This is a genomic window from Rhodoferax sp. LS1R11 (assembly GCF_056521395.1).
In genome coordinates this window covers 1-12,893 of the sequence record NZ_JBWMAW010000012.1, presented here as the reverse complement: position 1 = coordinate 12,893, position 12,893 = coordinate 1, and the positions used below count along the sequence as shown (strand labels likewise).

At 59.4% G+C, this 12,893-nt stretch carries 14 protein-coding genes; 10 read left to right on the top strand and 4 right to left on the bottom strand.

Going from position 1 to position 12,893, the window contains the following annotated elements:
• Window positions 1–12: 12 nt before the first annotated feature.
• Window positions 13–1,140, bottom strand: coding sequence for an aminotransferase class V-fold PLP-dependent enzyme (locus AC097N_RS14505; RefSeq protein ID WP_479582079.1), 1,128 nt, complete (start codon window positions 1,138–1,140; stop codon window positions 13–15).
• A gap of 145 nt (window positions 1,141–1,285) precedes the next feature.
• On the bottom strand, window positions 1,286–2,032 hold the full coding sequence (locus AC097N_RS14500) for an SDR family oxidoreductase (protein WP_479582077.1): 747 nt from the start codon (window positions 2,030–2,032) through the stop codon (window positions 1,286–1,288).
• Between the two features lie 125 nt (window positions 2,033–2,157).
• Between AC097N_RS14500 and AC097N_RS14495 the strand changes: the two genes are divergently transcribed.
• Window positions 2,158–2,766 carry a DsbA family protein gene (locus tag AC097N_RS14495; protein ID WP_479582075.1) on the top strand — a complete coding sequence of 203 codons (609 nt, stop codon included), beginning with the start codon at window positions 2,158–2,160 and terminating at the stop codon, window positions 2,764–2,766.
• Window positions 2,767–2,799: 33 nt separating this feature from the next.
• Complete coding sequence (locus AC097N_RS14490) at window positions 2,800–3,501, top strand: dienelactone hydrolase family protein (RefSeq protein WP_479582073.1); 702 nt, start codon at window positions 2,800–2,802, stop codon at window positions 3,499–3,501.
• 54 nt (window positions 3,502–3,555) lie between these two features.
• Here AC097N_RS14490 and AC097N_RS14485 read toward each other — a convergent pair whose 3' ends face one another.
• On the bottom strand, window positions 3,556–4,677 hold the full coding sequence (locus tag AC097N_RS14485) for a magnesium transporter CorA family protein (RefSeq protein ID WP_479582070.1): 1,122 nt from the start codon (window positions 4,675–4,677) through the stop codon (window positions 3,556–3,558).
• Window positions 4,678–4,743: 66 nt separating this feature from the next.
• Window positions 4,744–5,760 (bottom strand): porphobilinogen synthase, encoded by a 1,017-nt coding sequence (gene hemB, locus AC097N_RS14480; protein WP_479582068.1) that lies wholly within the window; start codon window positions 5,758–5,760, stop codon window positions 4,744–4,746.
• A 214-nt stretch (window positions 5,761–5,974) separates the two neighbouring features.
• Between hemB and AC097N_RS14475 the strand changes: the two genes are divergently transcribed.
• The 8 genes from AC097N_RS14475 to AC097N_RS14440 all read left to right on the top strand — a co-directional run.
• A complete protein-coding gene (locus tag AC097N_RS14475; RefSeq protein ID WP_479582066.1) occupies window positions 5,975–6,403 on the top strand; it encodes a CopD family protein in 429 nt (142 codons plus the stop codon).
• Window positions 6,404–6,417: 14 nt separating this feature from the next.
• Window positions 6,418–7,512, top strand: coding sequence for a VanZ family protein (locus AC097N_RS14470; RefSeq protein WP_479582064.1), 1,095 nt, complete (start codon window positions 6,418–6,420; stop codon window positions 7,510–7,512).
• 10 nt (window positions 7,513–7,522) lie between these two features.
• A complete protein-coding gene (locus AC097N_RS14465) occupies window positions 7,523–7,882 on the top strand; it encodes a (2Fe-2S) ferredoxin domain-containing protein (protein ID WP_479582062.1) in 360 nt (119 codons plus the stop codon).
• Window positions 7,883–7,991: 109 nt separating this feature from the next.
• Window positions 7,992–9,176 carry a D-alanyl-D-alanine carboxypeptidase family protein gene (locus tag AC097N_RS14460; protein ID WP_479582060.1) on the top strand — a complete coding sequence of 395 codons (1,185 nt, stop codon included), beginning with the start codon at window positions 7,992–7,994 and terminating at the stop codon, window positions 9,174–9,176.
• Window positions 9,177–9,353: 177 nt separating this feature from the next.
• The gene (gene rpsL, locus AC097N_RS14455) at window positions 9,354–9,731 is read left to right on the top strand and encodes a 30S ribosomal protein S12 (protein WP_011466063.1); all 378 of its coding nucleotides are present in this window, start codon (window positions 9,354–9,356) and stop codon (window positions 9,729–9,731) included.
• Between the two features lie 153 nt (window positions 9,732–9,884).
• The gene (gene rpsG / locus AC097N_RS14450; protein ID WP_114968651.1) at window positions 9,885–10,358 is read left to right on the top strand and encodes a 30S ribosomal protein S7; all 474 of its coding nucleotides are present in this window, start codon (window positions 9,885–9,887) and stop codon (window positions 10,356–10,358) included.
• A 161-nt stretch (window positions 10,359–10,519) separates the two neighbouring features.
• The gene (gene fusA / locus AC097N_RS14445) at window positions 10,520–12,622 is read left to right on the top strand and encodes an elongation factor G (RefSeq protein ID WP_479582053.1); all 2,103 of its coding nucleotides are present in this window, start codon (window positions 10,520–10,522) and stop codon (window positions 12,620–12,622) included.
• 157 nt (window positions 12,623–12,779) lie between these two features.
• On the top strand, window positions 12,780–12,893 hold a 114-nt coding region (locus tag AC097N_RS14440), incomplete at its 3' end, for a GTP-binding protein (RefSeq protein ID WP_479582318.1).

Below are 12,893 nucleotides of genomic sequence, written 5' to 3'. Positions count from 1 at the left end.
GAGGCGTGGTTCTCAGAGCACCGCGTTGAGCGCGGTTTCCAGTTGCTGGACCGTGCGCTCGATGTTGTGCAGTTTTTCCAGCCCAAACAGGCCCACGCGAAAGGTCCTGAAGTCGGCCGGTTCGTCGCATTGCAGCGGCACCCCGGCGGCAGTTTGCAGGCCTTGCGCGAGGAATTTTTTGGACGATTGAATGTCGGCATCGTCGGTGTAGCTCACCACCACGCCGGGTGCCTGGAATCCTTCCGCTGCCACGCTTTTGATGCCTTTGCTCTCAAACAAGGCACGCACGGCGTCCCCCAGTTGCTGTTGCTCGGCGCGCACTTTCTCAAAGCCGTAGTTTTGCGTTTCCTTCATCACCTCGCGCAGACGCGTCAGTGCATCGGTGGGCATGGTGGCGTGGTAGGCGTGGCCGCCGTTTTCATAGGCTTCCATGATTTGCAGCCACTTGCGCAGGTCGCAGGCAAAACTGCTGCTGGTGGTGCTGTCAATGCGGGTGCGGGCGAGTTCGCTCAACATCACCAGGGCGCAGCAGGGTGAACCGCTCCAGCCTTTTTGCGGCGCGCTGATCAGCACGTCCACGCCGGTGGCCTCCATATCCACCCAGATCGCGCCGGAGGCAATGCAGTCCAGTACAAACAGGCCGCCCACCGAGTGCACGGCGTCGGCCACGGCACGCAGGTAGTCGTCGGGCAGGATCATGCCGCAGGCGGTTTCCACGTGGGGGGCGAACACGACGGCGGGTTTCTCGGCTTGGATGGTGGCGACCACCTCGTCGATGGGCGCGGGCGCATAAGGCGCTTGCCGGTCGTCGCCCTGACGGCGGGCTTTCATGACGATGGCCTCGGACGGAATCTTGCCCATGTCGAAAATCTGGCTCCAGCGGTAGCTGAACCAGCCGTTGCGGATGACCAGCACCTTCTGGCCGGTGGCAAACTGACGGGCCACCGCTTCCATGCCGAAGGTGCCGCTGCCGGGCACCAGTGCGACGGACTTGGCGTGGTAGACCTCTTTGAGAATGCCGGAGATGTCTTTCATGACGCCCTGGAAACTCTGGGACATGTGGTTGAGCGCGCGGTCGGTGTACACCACGGAAAATTCGAGTAACCCGGTGGGGTCAACCTGAGGAAGCAAGCCCGGCATGATCAGCTCCAATCGTCAATGACATGGTGTGAAAGGACGGTCAGCTTAGCATGCCGGGTGGCTGGCAGGCCACATCCATATCAAGCTGCAAGGCCGTCTACAGGCGGGCGTCCGACCGGCGCGTCTACCCGCGGGCAAGTCGTGTCTAGCGGCCGCCCGCCACGTCCAGCATCGACCCGGTGGTGTAGCTGGACTCGCCCGACAGCAGCCACAGGATCGCCTGCGCGACCTCCATCGCTGTGCCGGCGCGCTGCATCGGCACCAGCGGCGCCATCTGGCGGGCCCGCTCAGGCTGGCCGCCCGAGGCATGGATGTCGGTCTCGATGATGCCGGGTCGCACCGCATTGACGCGAATGCCCTCCAGCGCCACTTCTTTCGCCAGCCCGATGGTCAGTGAGTCGATGGCGCCCTTGCTCGCGGCATAGTCCACGTACTGGCCCGCGCCACCCAGGCGCGCTGCCGCACTGGAGACGTTGACGATGGCACCGCCCGCCCCGCCAAAACGGGTGCTCATGCGTTTGACGGCTTCGCGTGCGCACACAAAGCTGCCCAGCACGTTGATGTCGAACATGCGCTGGATCCGCGCCACCGTCATCTCGTCCACGCGGGCTGCCACGTCCACCACCCCCGCGTTGTTGACCAGCGCGGTGAGGCGGCCGAGTTTGGCATCGATTTTTTCGAACATGGCCATCACCTCGGCCTCCACGCCCACGTTGGCCTGCACCGTGATGGCGTGGCCACCGCTTGCGCGAATTTGCCGCACCACCTCGTCGGCGGCCAGTGAGTTGGCGGTGTAGTTCACGGCCACGGCGTAGCCTCGTTGCGCGGCCAGCAGGGCCGTGGCCGCGCCAATGCCGCGCGAGCCGCCGGTGACTAAAAGGATTGGGTTCATGCTGCTTCCTGCCCGCTGGTGGGAAATGGGGTAACAATGATTGGCTGTGTCCCGCCATCGTAGCGCGCAGGTTCGCCACGGACGGCACACCGCCATCTCAGCCCCCAACATCCGAAGGAGACACCTTGAGCGATCCTGTTGACTATTACCTGGCCGTGCAAAGTCCCTGGACCTACCTGGGGCACACCCGCTTCGTGGCCATGATGAAAACCAGTGGTCGGCCGGTGCGGGTCTTGCCCGCGGACTTTGGCCAGGTGTTTGCCGTCTCGGGCGGGTTGCCATTGCCCAAACGGGCCCCGCAACGCCAGGCCTACCGGCTGCTGGAGCTGGCGCGGTTTCGCGATGCCCTGGGGATGCCGCTCAACCTGCAACCCCGTTACTTTCCGGTGTCGGCCGACGCGGCGTCGCGCCTGATCATTGCTGTGGTGCTGGAGGAGGGCAATGACGCCGCCCTGCGTTTGAGCGGCGCCGTGTTTGCAGCCGTCTGGGCGCAGGAGCGCGACATTGCCAGCGCCCAAACCCTGGCCGAGTTGCTGGACGAATGTGGTTTGCCCGCCGGGCGGCTGGCGCAGTCGCACAGCCCGCGCGTGACCGGTCAATATGCCGCCAACACCCAGGCGGCGATTGACGCGGGTGTGTTTGGCGCGCCCAGTTATTGCGTTGACGGCGAGTTGTTCTGGGGACAGGATCGCCTTGATTTTGTCGAACGCAAGCTGATCGATTCAGCGGCTTGATGGCCTTCTTCGCTATTTTTTTAAGGATTCTTCATGACCCAATTCATTGAACTGACCGCTGCCGATGGCTTCCAGTTTCCTGCCTACGTGGCGCAACCCGCAGGGCCTGCCCGAGGCGCGGTGGTGGTGCTGCAGGAGATTTTTGGCGTCAACCCCCACATTCGCGCGGTGGCCGATGGCTTCGCCGCCCAGGGTTACCTGGCCATCGCGCCAGCCACCTTCCACCGGGTCCGGCAGGGGGTGGCGCTGGGCTACACGCCCGAGGATATTGATGTGGGCAAGGACTTGAAGGCGCTTGTCGAAGCACTGCCAGCGCCTGGCGTGATGCAGGACGTGCAGGCGGCCGTCCATTACGCGGCACAGGCGGGCGCGACGGGTGGGGCCCACAAGGTGGGTGTGGTGGGTTACTGCTGGGGTGGCTTGTTGGCCTGGCGCGCGGCTTGCCTTCTGTCCGGGGTCAGCGCGGCCGTGCCGTATTACGGTGGCGGCATGACCAGCCCGGTCGAGATCGCCCGCACACCGCGCTGCCCGGTGCTGGCGCATTTCTCGGACCGCGACCCGTCGATTCCCATGGACGGTGTCGAGGCATTCAGGCAGGGGCATCCCGAGGTGGAGATGCACATTTACCCGGCCCACCACGGCTTCAACTGTGACCACCGCGGCGCCTACGACGCGGCGGCGGCTGCCCTGGCAAGCGAGCGCACGCTGGCGTTTTTTGCCCAACATCTGGCTTGACTCCGGTGCTGCTCGATCAGCTCGACGCTGAGTACACCCGCCGCGGGCCGGGTTTTAGCGGGCGGAGCGCTCCAGATAACGTTTGCGCCAGAAAAACACCACCAGTCCGACGGCAATCAACCCCATGAAACCCAAGGCGATCAGGAAACCGTTGGAACGGTGCAGCAATGGAATGAACTCGAAATTCATGCCAAAAATACCGGCAATCAGGTTCAGGGGCAGGAAGATGGCGGTCAGTACCGTGAGCGTGCGCATGATCTCGTTGGTGCGGTGACTTTGGGCGTTGAAGTGCATCTGCACCGCGGTCTCGGCACTTTGCTCCAGGCGGCGCACATGGTGCACCACCCGCTCAATGTGCTCCAGCACATCGCGGCTGCGCACCTGCAGCAGGTCGCGCTCACGCTGTCCGGCGGGGGTGTCGGCATCGGGCCAGGTTTTGATGGCTTCGATCCAGTCTTGCAGGGCGGCGCGCTGGTCTTCGCAGATCTCGTCCAGATGGTGCAGTGACAACCGGGCGTCCAGCAGGGCGCCCCAGTTGTTGAAGCGCGTTTTGGGGTTCAGCAGCTCGGACTGCCAATGGTCCAGCTGGTGCGTCAGCTCCCGGCGCAGGTCCAGATAACCGTCCACCATGTGGTTGATGACGCGCAGCATCAGGTCGGCCGGGCTGCTTGGCAGACGAGCGCCTGCCGCGTGGGAGGCGGCAGACGCCGCACTCAACAGCTTGGCGGCGTAGGCATCGCGCACCGCGCAATCGGTCGGGTGGACGGTGAGCAAAATGTGGTCGAACACCGCAAAGCCCACCGGGCTAGTGTCAATGCGTCGCAAGATGGGTGGCCCGCCCCGGGTCGGCGCGCGGTGCAGGGGCAGGCCGGGGTGGGCCAGGTCGGTCTCGGTATGGCCTGCGGCCAGTCGGCGAAACACCATCAGGTCGTATTGCGAGGTGTAGTCGTAATGCGAGGGCAGCTGGTTGTTCAGCAAGTCGGAGATGTGCAGGTCCACCAGTTGCATGCCGCACAGGGCTTGCAGCGTGGCCTGGATTTGCCCTTGCATGACTTCAAACTCGCGCCGTGCGCAGGCAATCCAGAGGTAGCCATTCACGGGCATTCGCAGGTCAGCCAGCGGCGTGGACGCCTCGCTCTCGGTGACCTGGGTGCCATTGATGGTGAAAATTCTCATGGGCGGCGTGGGGTGGTAAATTTATGAGAAATAGGGCTGTAGCGCGCGTCAGCCGTGCACAAGTAGCTATTGTTTTTGTAGCAGACGAGCTGCATCCATCGCAAAGTAGGTCAGCACACCATCGGCCCCGGCGCGCTTGAACGCCAGCAGGCTTTCCATCATGACGGCATCGTGGTCCAGCCAGCCATTGAGGGCGGCGGCCTTGAGCATGGCGTATTCACCGCTGACCTGGTAGGCGAACGTGGGCACCAAGAAGGAGTCCTTGACGCGGCGCACCACGTCCAGGTAAGGCATGCCGGGCTTGACCATCACCATGTCGGCGCCTTCGGCAATGTCCATGGCCACTTCGCGCAAGGCTTCGTCGGAGTTGCCCGGGTCCATCTGGTAGACCTTCTTGTTGCTTTTCCCCAGGTTCGCCGCCGAGCCGACGGCGTCGCGGAACGGGCCATAAAACGCACTGGCGTACTTGGCGCTGTAGGCCATGATGCGGGTATGAATGAAGTGGTTGGCCTCCAAAGCGTGCCGGATGGCGCCAATGCGGCCATCCATCATGTCGCTGGGCGCCACAATGTCCACGCCCGCGCCGGCTTGTGTCAGGGCCTGTTTCACCAGCACCTCAATGGTGGCGTCGTTCATGATGTAGCCGTTCTCGGCCGGGTTGGGGTCGGGCAAGCCGTCCTGGCCGTGGCTGGTGAAGGGGTCCAGAGCCACATCGGTCATGACGCCCAGGTCCGGGAATTCCTTTTTCAGCGCCCGCACCACGCGTGGCACCAGGCCATCGGGGTTCAGTGCTTCCCGCCCGTCCGGCGTTTTGAGCGCCGGGTCAATCACCGGAAACAGGGCCATGACGGGAATCCCCAGCTTCACGCATTCCTCTGCCACGGGCAGCAGCAGGTCCAGACTCAGGCGCTCCACGCCCGGCATGGAGGCAATCGTTTCCCGCTGGCGTTGTCCGTCCACCACAAATACCGGGTAGATCAGGTCGTGGGGCGTGAGGCTGTTTTCGCGCACCAGGTTGCGCGTGAAGGTGTCGCGCCGCAGTCGGCGGGGGCGACCCATGGGGTAGGGGGCATGTGATGTCATGCAGAAAAGTGTAAGGCGTGATTGCTTTTTGGCAGGGCCGTCTAAAAATAATTCCCCCCGGATCTTGTAATCACGGCGTAATTTTGATAAATTACGAGCGGGCAGTTCGCTGCCTCCCGCTTTTCCTCCCTGAGCGGGGCCTTGATGTGTGACAGCAAATAGGCTTACCACCCCAGCATTCGTGCTGGGGTTTTTTTTGGCCTAAACTGTTTGCATGCTTTGGGTCAAATCTTTCCATATTGTTTTCGTTGCCAGCTGGTTTGCCGGCCTGTTCTACCTTCCGCGCATTTTTGTGAACCTGGCCATGGTGCCGCCACAGTCCGTTGCCGAGCGTGAACGGCTGCTGCTCATGGCCCGAAAACTCATGCGTTTCACCACCATGCTGGCGGTCCCTGCCGTGGCGCTCGGTCTGTGGCTGTGGCTGGGCTACGGCATTGGCCAAGGCCCGGGCAACGGCTGGATGCACGCCAAACTGTTCGTCGTTGTGCTGGCGCTGGGCTACCACCACGCCTGCGGGGTGATGCTGAAAAAGTTTGTGCGGGGCGACCGGGGGCGCAGTCATGTCTGGTACCGATGGTTCAACGAGGTGCCGGTGCTGCTCCTGCTGACGGCTGTGGTGCTGGTGGTGGTCAAGCCGTTTTGACGGGCCGTTAGCCGATGCACAAGACCTCCGCCTGGCCTCTGGCGCTGATCTATATCGGGCTCATCGTTTACGCCAGCCTGTATCCCTTTGCCGACTTGCGTTACCAGGGCATCGTGCCCTGGGCTTTCCTTGACAGTGCCCTGCCCAAATATTGGACCGGCTTTGATGTGGCCATCAACATGCTGGGTTACCTGCCACTTGGGTTTTTGCTGGTCGTCAGTGCGGTGCGCAGTGACAGGGGCCGTTTCTCTGTCGTCTTGGCCATGCTGGCGGCGGGGGGGGTGTCACTGACCATGGAGTCACTGCAGAGCTACCTGCCTACCCGAGTCCCGTCCAACGTTGACCTGGCGCTCAATGTGGCCGGTGCGGGCGTGGGCGCACTGATGGCCTGGGCGATGGAGAAGTTCGGCGCGATTGACCATTGGAGCCGCTTGCGCGCCCGCTGGTTTGTGACGGACGCGCGCGGCGGGCTTGTCTTGCTGGCCTTGTGGCCGCTCGCCTTGTTGTTTCCGGCCTCGGTGCCGTTTGGCTTGGGCCAAGTGCTGGAGCGGCTGGAGGCTGCTTTGGCAGATGCCCTGGAGGACACGCCATTTCTGGATTGGTTGCCGGTGCGCGACATTGAGCTGCAGCCGCTGGTGCCTGGCGCCGAGATGGTGTGCGTGATGCTGGGGTTCATGATTCCATGCCTGCTCGGCTATTGCATCATTCGCAAGGTGAACATCAGGGCCCTGTTTTTGCTCGCCATGTTCGTCGTGGGTGTGGGCGCCACCGTTCTTTCGGCGGCCTTGAGCTATGGTCCGGAGCACGCCCTGGCATGGTTCAGCTTGCCGGTGAAAGCTGGCCTGGTCACCGCCCTCATCCTGGTGATTTTGTCGTTGTGGCTGCCCCGCCGGGCCTGCGCGGCCTTGGTGTTGCTGGCCTTGGGCGTCTACCTGAGCTTGCTCAATCAGGCGCCCGCGAGCCCGTATTTTGCGCAAACGCTGGCCAATTGGGAGCAGGGGCGGTTTATCCGGTTCAATGGTCTGGCCCAGTGGGTGGGCTGGATTTGGCCTTATGCCGCCATGGTGTACGTGTTGACGCAGGTCTGGGGACGCGAGCCAAAAAACTAGAATCATGTTCATGAGTGAACCAATATTTGCCCCCCAGGCGCCCCCCTCTTATTACGAGCGGCACATCTTTTTCTGTCTCAATGAGCGAAAAAACGGCGAAGAATGCTGTGCCCAACATAAAGCGCAGGAAGGTTTCGACCGCTGCAAACTCCAGATCAAGGCGGCTGGGCTGTCGGGTCCGGGCCAGGTTCGGGTCAACAAGGCCGGCTGCCTCGACCGTTGTGCGGCCGGGCCGGTCGCTGTGGTGTACCCAGAGGCCGTCTGGTACACCTTTGTGGACAGTGATGACATTGACGAAATCGTGGAGTCCCACCTCAAAAACGGCAAAGTGGTTGAGCGTCTGCTCGTGCCCGCCAACGTCGGGCGTTGAGTCAAATATGCCGCTGGCCCGCGTAAAATATACGCAGTCAGCTATTTTATTCATAGCAGTTAAATCACACATCCTCCGTTGTCTTGATGACGGATGCACCCGCATTTTCATGAAAAAATTCCTCCTTTCCCTCGCCGCTGCGATGTGCTTTTCAGTCGCCGCACAAACGCCGCAACCGCCCGAAATTGCAGCGCGCTCCTATCTGCTGCTGGATGTCACGGCCAACCAGGTGCTTGCAGAAAAGGGCATTGATGCCCCGGTGGAGCCCGCATCGCTGACCAAGCTGATGACGGCGTATCTGGTATTTGATGCCTTGCGCAGCAAGAAGATTGAGCTCAAACAGACGTTGCCGGTCAGCGAGCGTGCCTGGAAGATGCCGGGATCACGCATGTTCATTGATCCCAAGATGAAGGTGCCCGTGGAAGACCTCATCAAAGGCATGATTGTCCAAAGCGGCAATGACGCCACAATGGCGCTCGCCGAAGGCGTTGGTGGTACCGCCGAACGCTTTGTTCAGCTCATGAATGAACAGGCCAAAGCGCTGGGTATGAAATCGACCAGTTACCGCAACCCAGAAGGCCTGACCGAGGCTGGACACATCACGACAGCACGCGACCTCGGTGTTCTTGCCATCCGGTTGATGCACGATTTTCCTGATTATGTAGCCTATTACGCCATCAAGAAATACCGCTACGAAGGCACGCCGGCGACCAATGACAGCAACCGAAATCTGCTTTTGTTCCGCGACCCCACTGTGGATGGTTTGAAGACGGGTCACACCGACGCCGCAGGCTATTGCCTGATTGCAACGGCGAAGCGTAACTTCCCCAGCTTGATCACTCAGGGTGCACCCGCTGGCTCGCCTGCTGCACTTGGCAGCCGTCGCCTGTTGTCGATCGTGTTGGGTACAGCCAGCGAGAATGCGCGCGCCAATGAGTCCCAGAAATTGCTGAACTGGGGCTACACGGCCTATGAAGCGGTCAAACTCTTTGACGCCAACCAGGCGGTGGTCTCTCCAGCGGTTTGGAAAGGCAAGTCCAGCGTCGTCAATCTGGGGCGGCCGGAAGCCATCATGGTGGCAGTGCCCGCAGGCACGGCAAGCAAGGTCAAAACGCAAGTGGTTCGCGCTGATCCCTTGGTGGCCCCGTTTGCCAAAGGTCAGCAGCTGGCCACGCTGAAGATTACCAATGGCGATCAGAGCTTGGTCGACGTCCCCTTGGTCGCGCTGGAAGCGGTCGAGCAAGCAGGGGTTTTGGGCCGTGCATGGGACTCGATTCGGCTGTGGATCAAGTAAAAAGGGCTAAAAACATAGTTGGCGTCTGCTAACTATCCAGCTTTTTTACTGCAGCAGAAGTTGATTGCGTGAAAACCCTTGTCCTGATATAGTGGAAGGCTTTTCGGAATTTCCGAAGGGTTTCACGTTTTCGAAGTTTTTAAGTTTTAGTTACCAAACGTTTAGGGACGTTTTTCAATGCCAACCATCAATCAATTAGTACGTCAGGGGCGCGAGGTCGAAACGATCAAGTCAAAAAGCCCCGCGATGCAAAACTCTCCACAGCGTCGTGGTGTGTGCACCCGTGTGTACACCACAACGCCAAAGAAGCCTAACTCGGCTCTGCGTAAAGTCGCCAAAGTGCGCCTGACCAACGGATTCGAAGTTATCTCCTACATCGGCGGTGAAGGCCACAACCTGCAGGAGCACTCAGTGGTGCTCGTGCGTGGTGGACGCGTCAAGGATTTGCCGGGTGTGCGTTACCACATCGTGCGCGGTTCGCTCGATTTGCAAGGCGTGAAAGATCGCAAGCAGTCGCGCTCCAAGTACGGTGCGAAAAAGCCAAAAGCCAAATAAGCCAACGCTTGTTCGGAAAAATAAAGGTGTTGTCTCCCGCGTGGCGCGGTGATTCAACGTAGTGACCCGCTGTTGGGTCGAGTAAGTGAAAACCAAAATGGTTTTTGCGGCGTCAGATATTGATGCCAACTGAAGCAAATAAGAGGTGAAAAAATGCCACGTCGTCGCGAAGTCCCTAAACGTGAAATTCTGCCGGATCCAAAGTTCGGTAATGTCGAGTTGTCCAAATTCATGAACGTGATCATGGAAGGCGGCAAAAAAGCGGTTGCTGAGCGCATCATTTATGGTGCTCTTGAGCAGATCGAAAAGAAAAACCCGGGTAAAGACCCGGTTGAAGCCTTCACCATGGCCATCAACAATGTCAAGCCCATGGTTGAGGTGAAGTCCCGTCGCGTTGGTGGTGCAAACTACCAAGTGCCTGTGGAAGTGCGTCCCGTCCGTCGTCTGGCTTTGTCCATGCGCTGGATTAAAGAAGCTGCTCGCAAGCGCGGTGAAAAATCGATGGCCCTGCGTCTGGCCAATGAGTTGATGGAAGCCACCGAAGGCCGTGGCGGCGCCATGAAGAAGCGTGACGAAGTTCACCGCATGGCTGAAGCCAACAAGGCCTTCTCTCACTTCCGTTTCTAAGACGGCTACTGCGCGGCTTTCACCCGCCGTCGCAATCTTGTGCCAGGCCTTGCGCATTGGTCTCTGGATTGCTCATGGTGTGAAAGCCGCACGCTACGGTGCAAAGATCACAAGTCTTTGCGGGTAGCGGTTTGAATATACAGATCAACCAAGGATCCATCATGGCTCGCCATACCCCCATTGAACGCTACCGCAATATCGGTATTTCGGCTCACATTGACGCTGGTAAGACAACCACCACCGAGCGCGTACTTTTTTACACCGGTGTGAACCACAAGATTGGTGAAGTTCATGACGGCGCGGCCACCATGGACTGGATGGAGCAGGAGCAAGAGCGTGGCATCACGATCACCTCTGCTGCCACGACATGTTTCTGGAAGGGTATGGACAAGTCCTTGCCCGAGCACCGGATCAACATCATTGACACCCCTGGACACGTTGACTTCACGATTGAAGTCGAGCGTTCCATGCGCGTGCTTGACGGCGCTTGTATGGTTTATTGTGCCGTGGGTGGTGTTCAGCCCCAGTCCGAGACCGTCTGGCGTCAGGCTAACAAGTACAAAGTGCCTCGTTTGGCTTTTGTTAACAAGATGGACCGCACGGGTGCCAACTTCTTCAAGGTCGTGGACCAGATGAAATTGCGCCTGAAGGCCAACCCTGTGCCCATGGTGATCCCAATCGGTGCTGAAGAAAACTTCACTGGCGTGGTTGACCTGATCAAAATGAAGGCCATCATCTGGGATGAGGCGTCACAAGGTATGTTGTTTGACTACCGTGATATCCCTGCCGACTTGGTCGAAGTGGCCAAGGAGTGGCGCGAGAAGATGGTTGAGGCCGCGGCTGAAGCCAATGAAGAGCTGATGAACAAATACCTTGAAGAAGGTGAGTTGACTGAAGAAGAGATCAAGTTCGGTATTCGTACGCGTACGATCGCCAGCGAAATCCAGCCCATGTACTGCGGCTCTGCCTTCAAGAACAAAGGCGTGCAGCGTATGCTGGATGCCGTGATTGAATTCATGCCGTCGCCTGTGGATATTCCACCTGTCAAGGGTATGGACGAGGATGAAAATCCCGTCGTACGCCAAGCCAGCGACACCGAGAAGTTCTCCGCTCTGGCCTTCAAATTGATGACCGACCCGTTCGTTGGTCAGTTGACCTTCGTGCGTGTTTATTCGGGCGTTTTGACCAAGGGTGACACCGTCTTTAACCCCATTCGCGGCAAGAAAGAGCGCATCGGGCGGATCGTACAAATGCACGCCAACAACCGCGAAGAAGTTAGCGAAATCGTCGCCGGTGACATCGCTGCCTGTATCGGTTTGAAAGATGTGACTACAGGTGAGACCCTGTGCGACCCATCGGCTATCGTGATGTTGGAGCGCATGGTGTTCCCGGAGCCGGTGATTACCCAGGCCGTGGAACCCAAGACCAAGGTTGATCAGGAAAAAATGGGTATCGCTTTGCAGCGTTTGGCGCAAGAAGATCCATCTTTCCGCGTCAAGACCGACGAAGAGTCGGGTCAGACCTTGATCGCTGGTATGGGTGAGCTGCACTTGGAAATTATTGTTGATCGCATGAAGCGTGAGTTTGGCGTGGAAGCCAACGTCGGCAAACCACAAGTGTCCTACCGCGAAACCATTCGCAAGACGGTGGAAGACGCTGAAGGTAAGTTTGTTCGCCAGTCCGGCGGCAAGGGCCAGTATGGTCACGTGGTGTTGAAGATCGAACCCAATGAGCCTGGCAAAGGCATTGAGTTTGTGGACGCAATCAAGGGCGGTACGGTGCCCCGCGAGTACATTCCTGCGGTTGAAAAAGGCATCAACGAAGCCGTGACCCAAGGCGTGCTGGCTGGCTACCCGGTGGTGGATGTCAAGGTCACGTTGCATTTCGGCTCTTACCATGATGTGGACTCGAATGAGCTGGCCTTTAAGATGGCCGCCATCTTCGGATTCAAAGAAGGTTGCCGCAAGGCTGGCCCAGTGATTCTGGAGCCGATGATGGCTGTCGAGGTGGAAACGCCTGAAGACTATGCTGGTAACGTGATGGGCGATTTGGCGTCACGTCGCGGCATGGTCCAGGGCATGGAAGACATGGTCGGTGGCGGCAAGGCCATCAAGGCTGAAGTGCCTCTGTCGGAAATGTTTGGTTATTCCACCACGTTGCGTTCCATGTCCCAAGGACGTGCCACATACACGATGGAATTCAAGCATTACTCGGAGGCGCCACGTAACGTATCCGAAGCCATCATGGCTTCCCGCGCTAAGTAAAAATTGATAGAACAGTGCTTGGTTTTTGCCAAGAACTGTTTTGTTTGATCCCCCTGTCTGCGATGGTGTGCCGCCTTGTTCCCGTGCGAGGCGATCCAGCAACACTGTGCAAACATTAAACCTGTACACGGGAACTAGCTCTTTGGAGAATTGAAAAATGGGAAAAGAAAAATTCACGCGTACCAAGCCCCACGTCAACGTGGGCACCATTGGCCACGTCGACCACGGTAAAACCACGCTGACTGCGGCTATCACGTCAGTGCTGGCAGCC

What these genes read in the sequence shown, in the direction of transcription:
- fusA (WP_479582053.1), top strand. Translation starts at nt 10,520, where the DNA reads ATGGCTCGCCATACCCCCATTGAACGCTACCGCAATATCGGTATTTCG.
- rpsG (WP_114968651.1), top strand. Translation starts at nt 9,885, where the DNA reads ATGCCACGTCGTCGCGAAGTCCCTAAACGTGAAATTCTGCCGGATCCA.
- AC097N_RS14505 (WP_479582079.1), bottom strand. Translation starts at nt 1,140, where the DNA reads ATGCCGGGCTTGCTTCCTCAGGTTGACCCCACCGGGTTACTCGAATTT.
- AC097N_RS14465 (WP_479582062.1), top strand. Translation starts at nt 7,523, where the DNA reads ATGAGTGAACCAATATTTGCCCCCCAGGCGCCCCCCTCTTATTACGAG.
- AC097N_RS14490 (WP_479582073.1), top strand. Translation starts at nt 2,800, where the DNA reads ATGACCCAATTCATTGAACTGACCGCTGCCGATGGCTTCCAGTTTCCT.
- hemB (WP_479582068.1), bottom strand. Translation starts at nt 5,760, where the DNA reads ATGACATCACATGCCCCCTACCCCATGGGTCGCCCCCGCCGACTGCGG.
- AC097N_RS14470 (WP_479582064.1), top strand. Translation starts at nt 6,418, where the DNA reads ATGCACAAGACCTCCGCCTGGCCTCTGGCGCTGATCTATATCGGGCTC.
- AC097N_RS14475 (WP_479582066.1), top strand. Translation starts at nt 5,975, where the DNA reads ATGCTTTGGGTCAAATCTTTCCATATTGTTTTCGTTGCCAGCTGGTTT.
- AC097N_RS14485 (WP_479582070.1), bottom strand. Translation starts at nt 4,677, where the DNA reads ATGAGAATTTTCACCATCAATGGCACCCAGGTCACCGAGAGCGAGGCG.
- AC097N_RS14500 (WP_479582077.1), bottom strand. Translation starts at nt 2,032, where the DNA reads ATGAACCCAATCCTTTTAGTCACCGGCGGCTCGCGCGGCATTGGCGCG.
- rpsL (WP_011466063.1), top strand. Translation starts at nt 9,354, where the DNA reads ATGCCAACCATCAATCAATTAGTACGTCAGGGGCGCGAGGTCGAAACG.
- AC097N_RS14460 (WP_479582060.1), top strand. Translation starts at nt 7,992, where the DNA reads ATGAAAAAATTCCTCCTTTCCCTCGCCGCTGCGATGTGCTTTTCAGTC.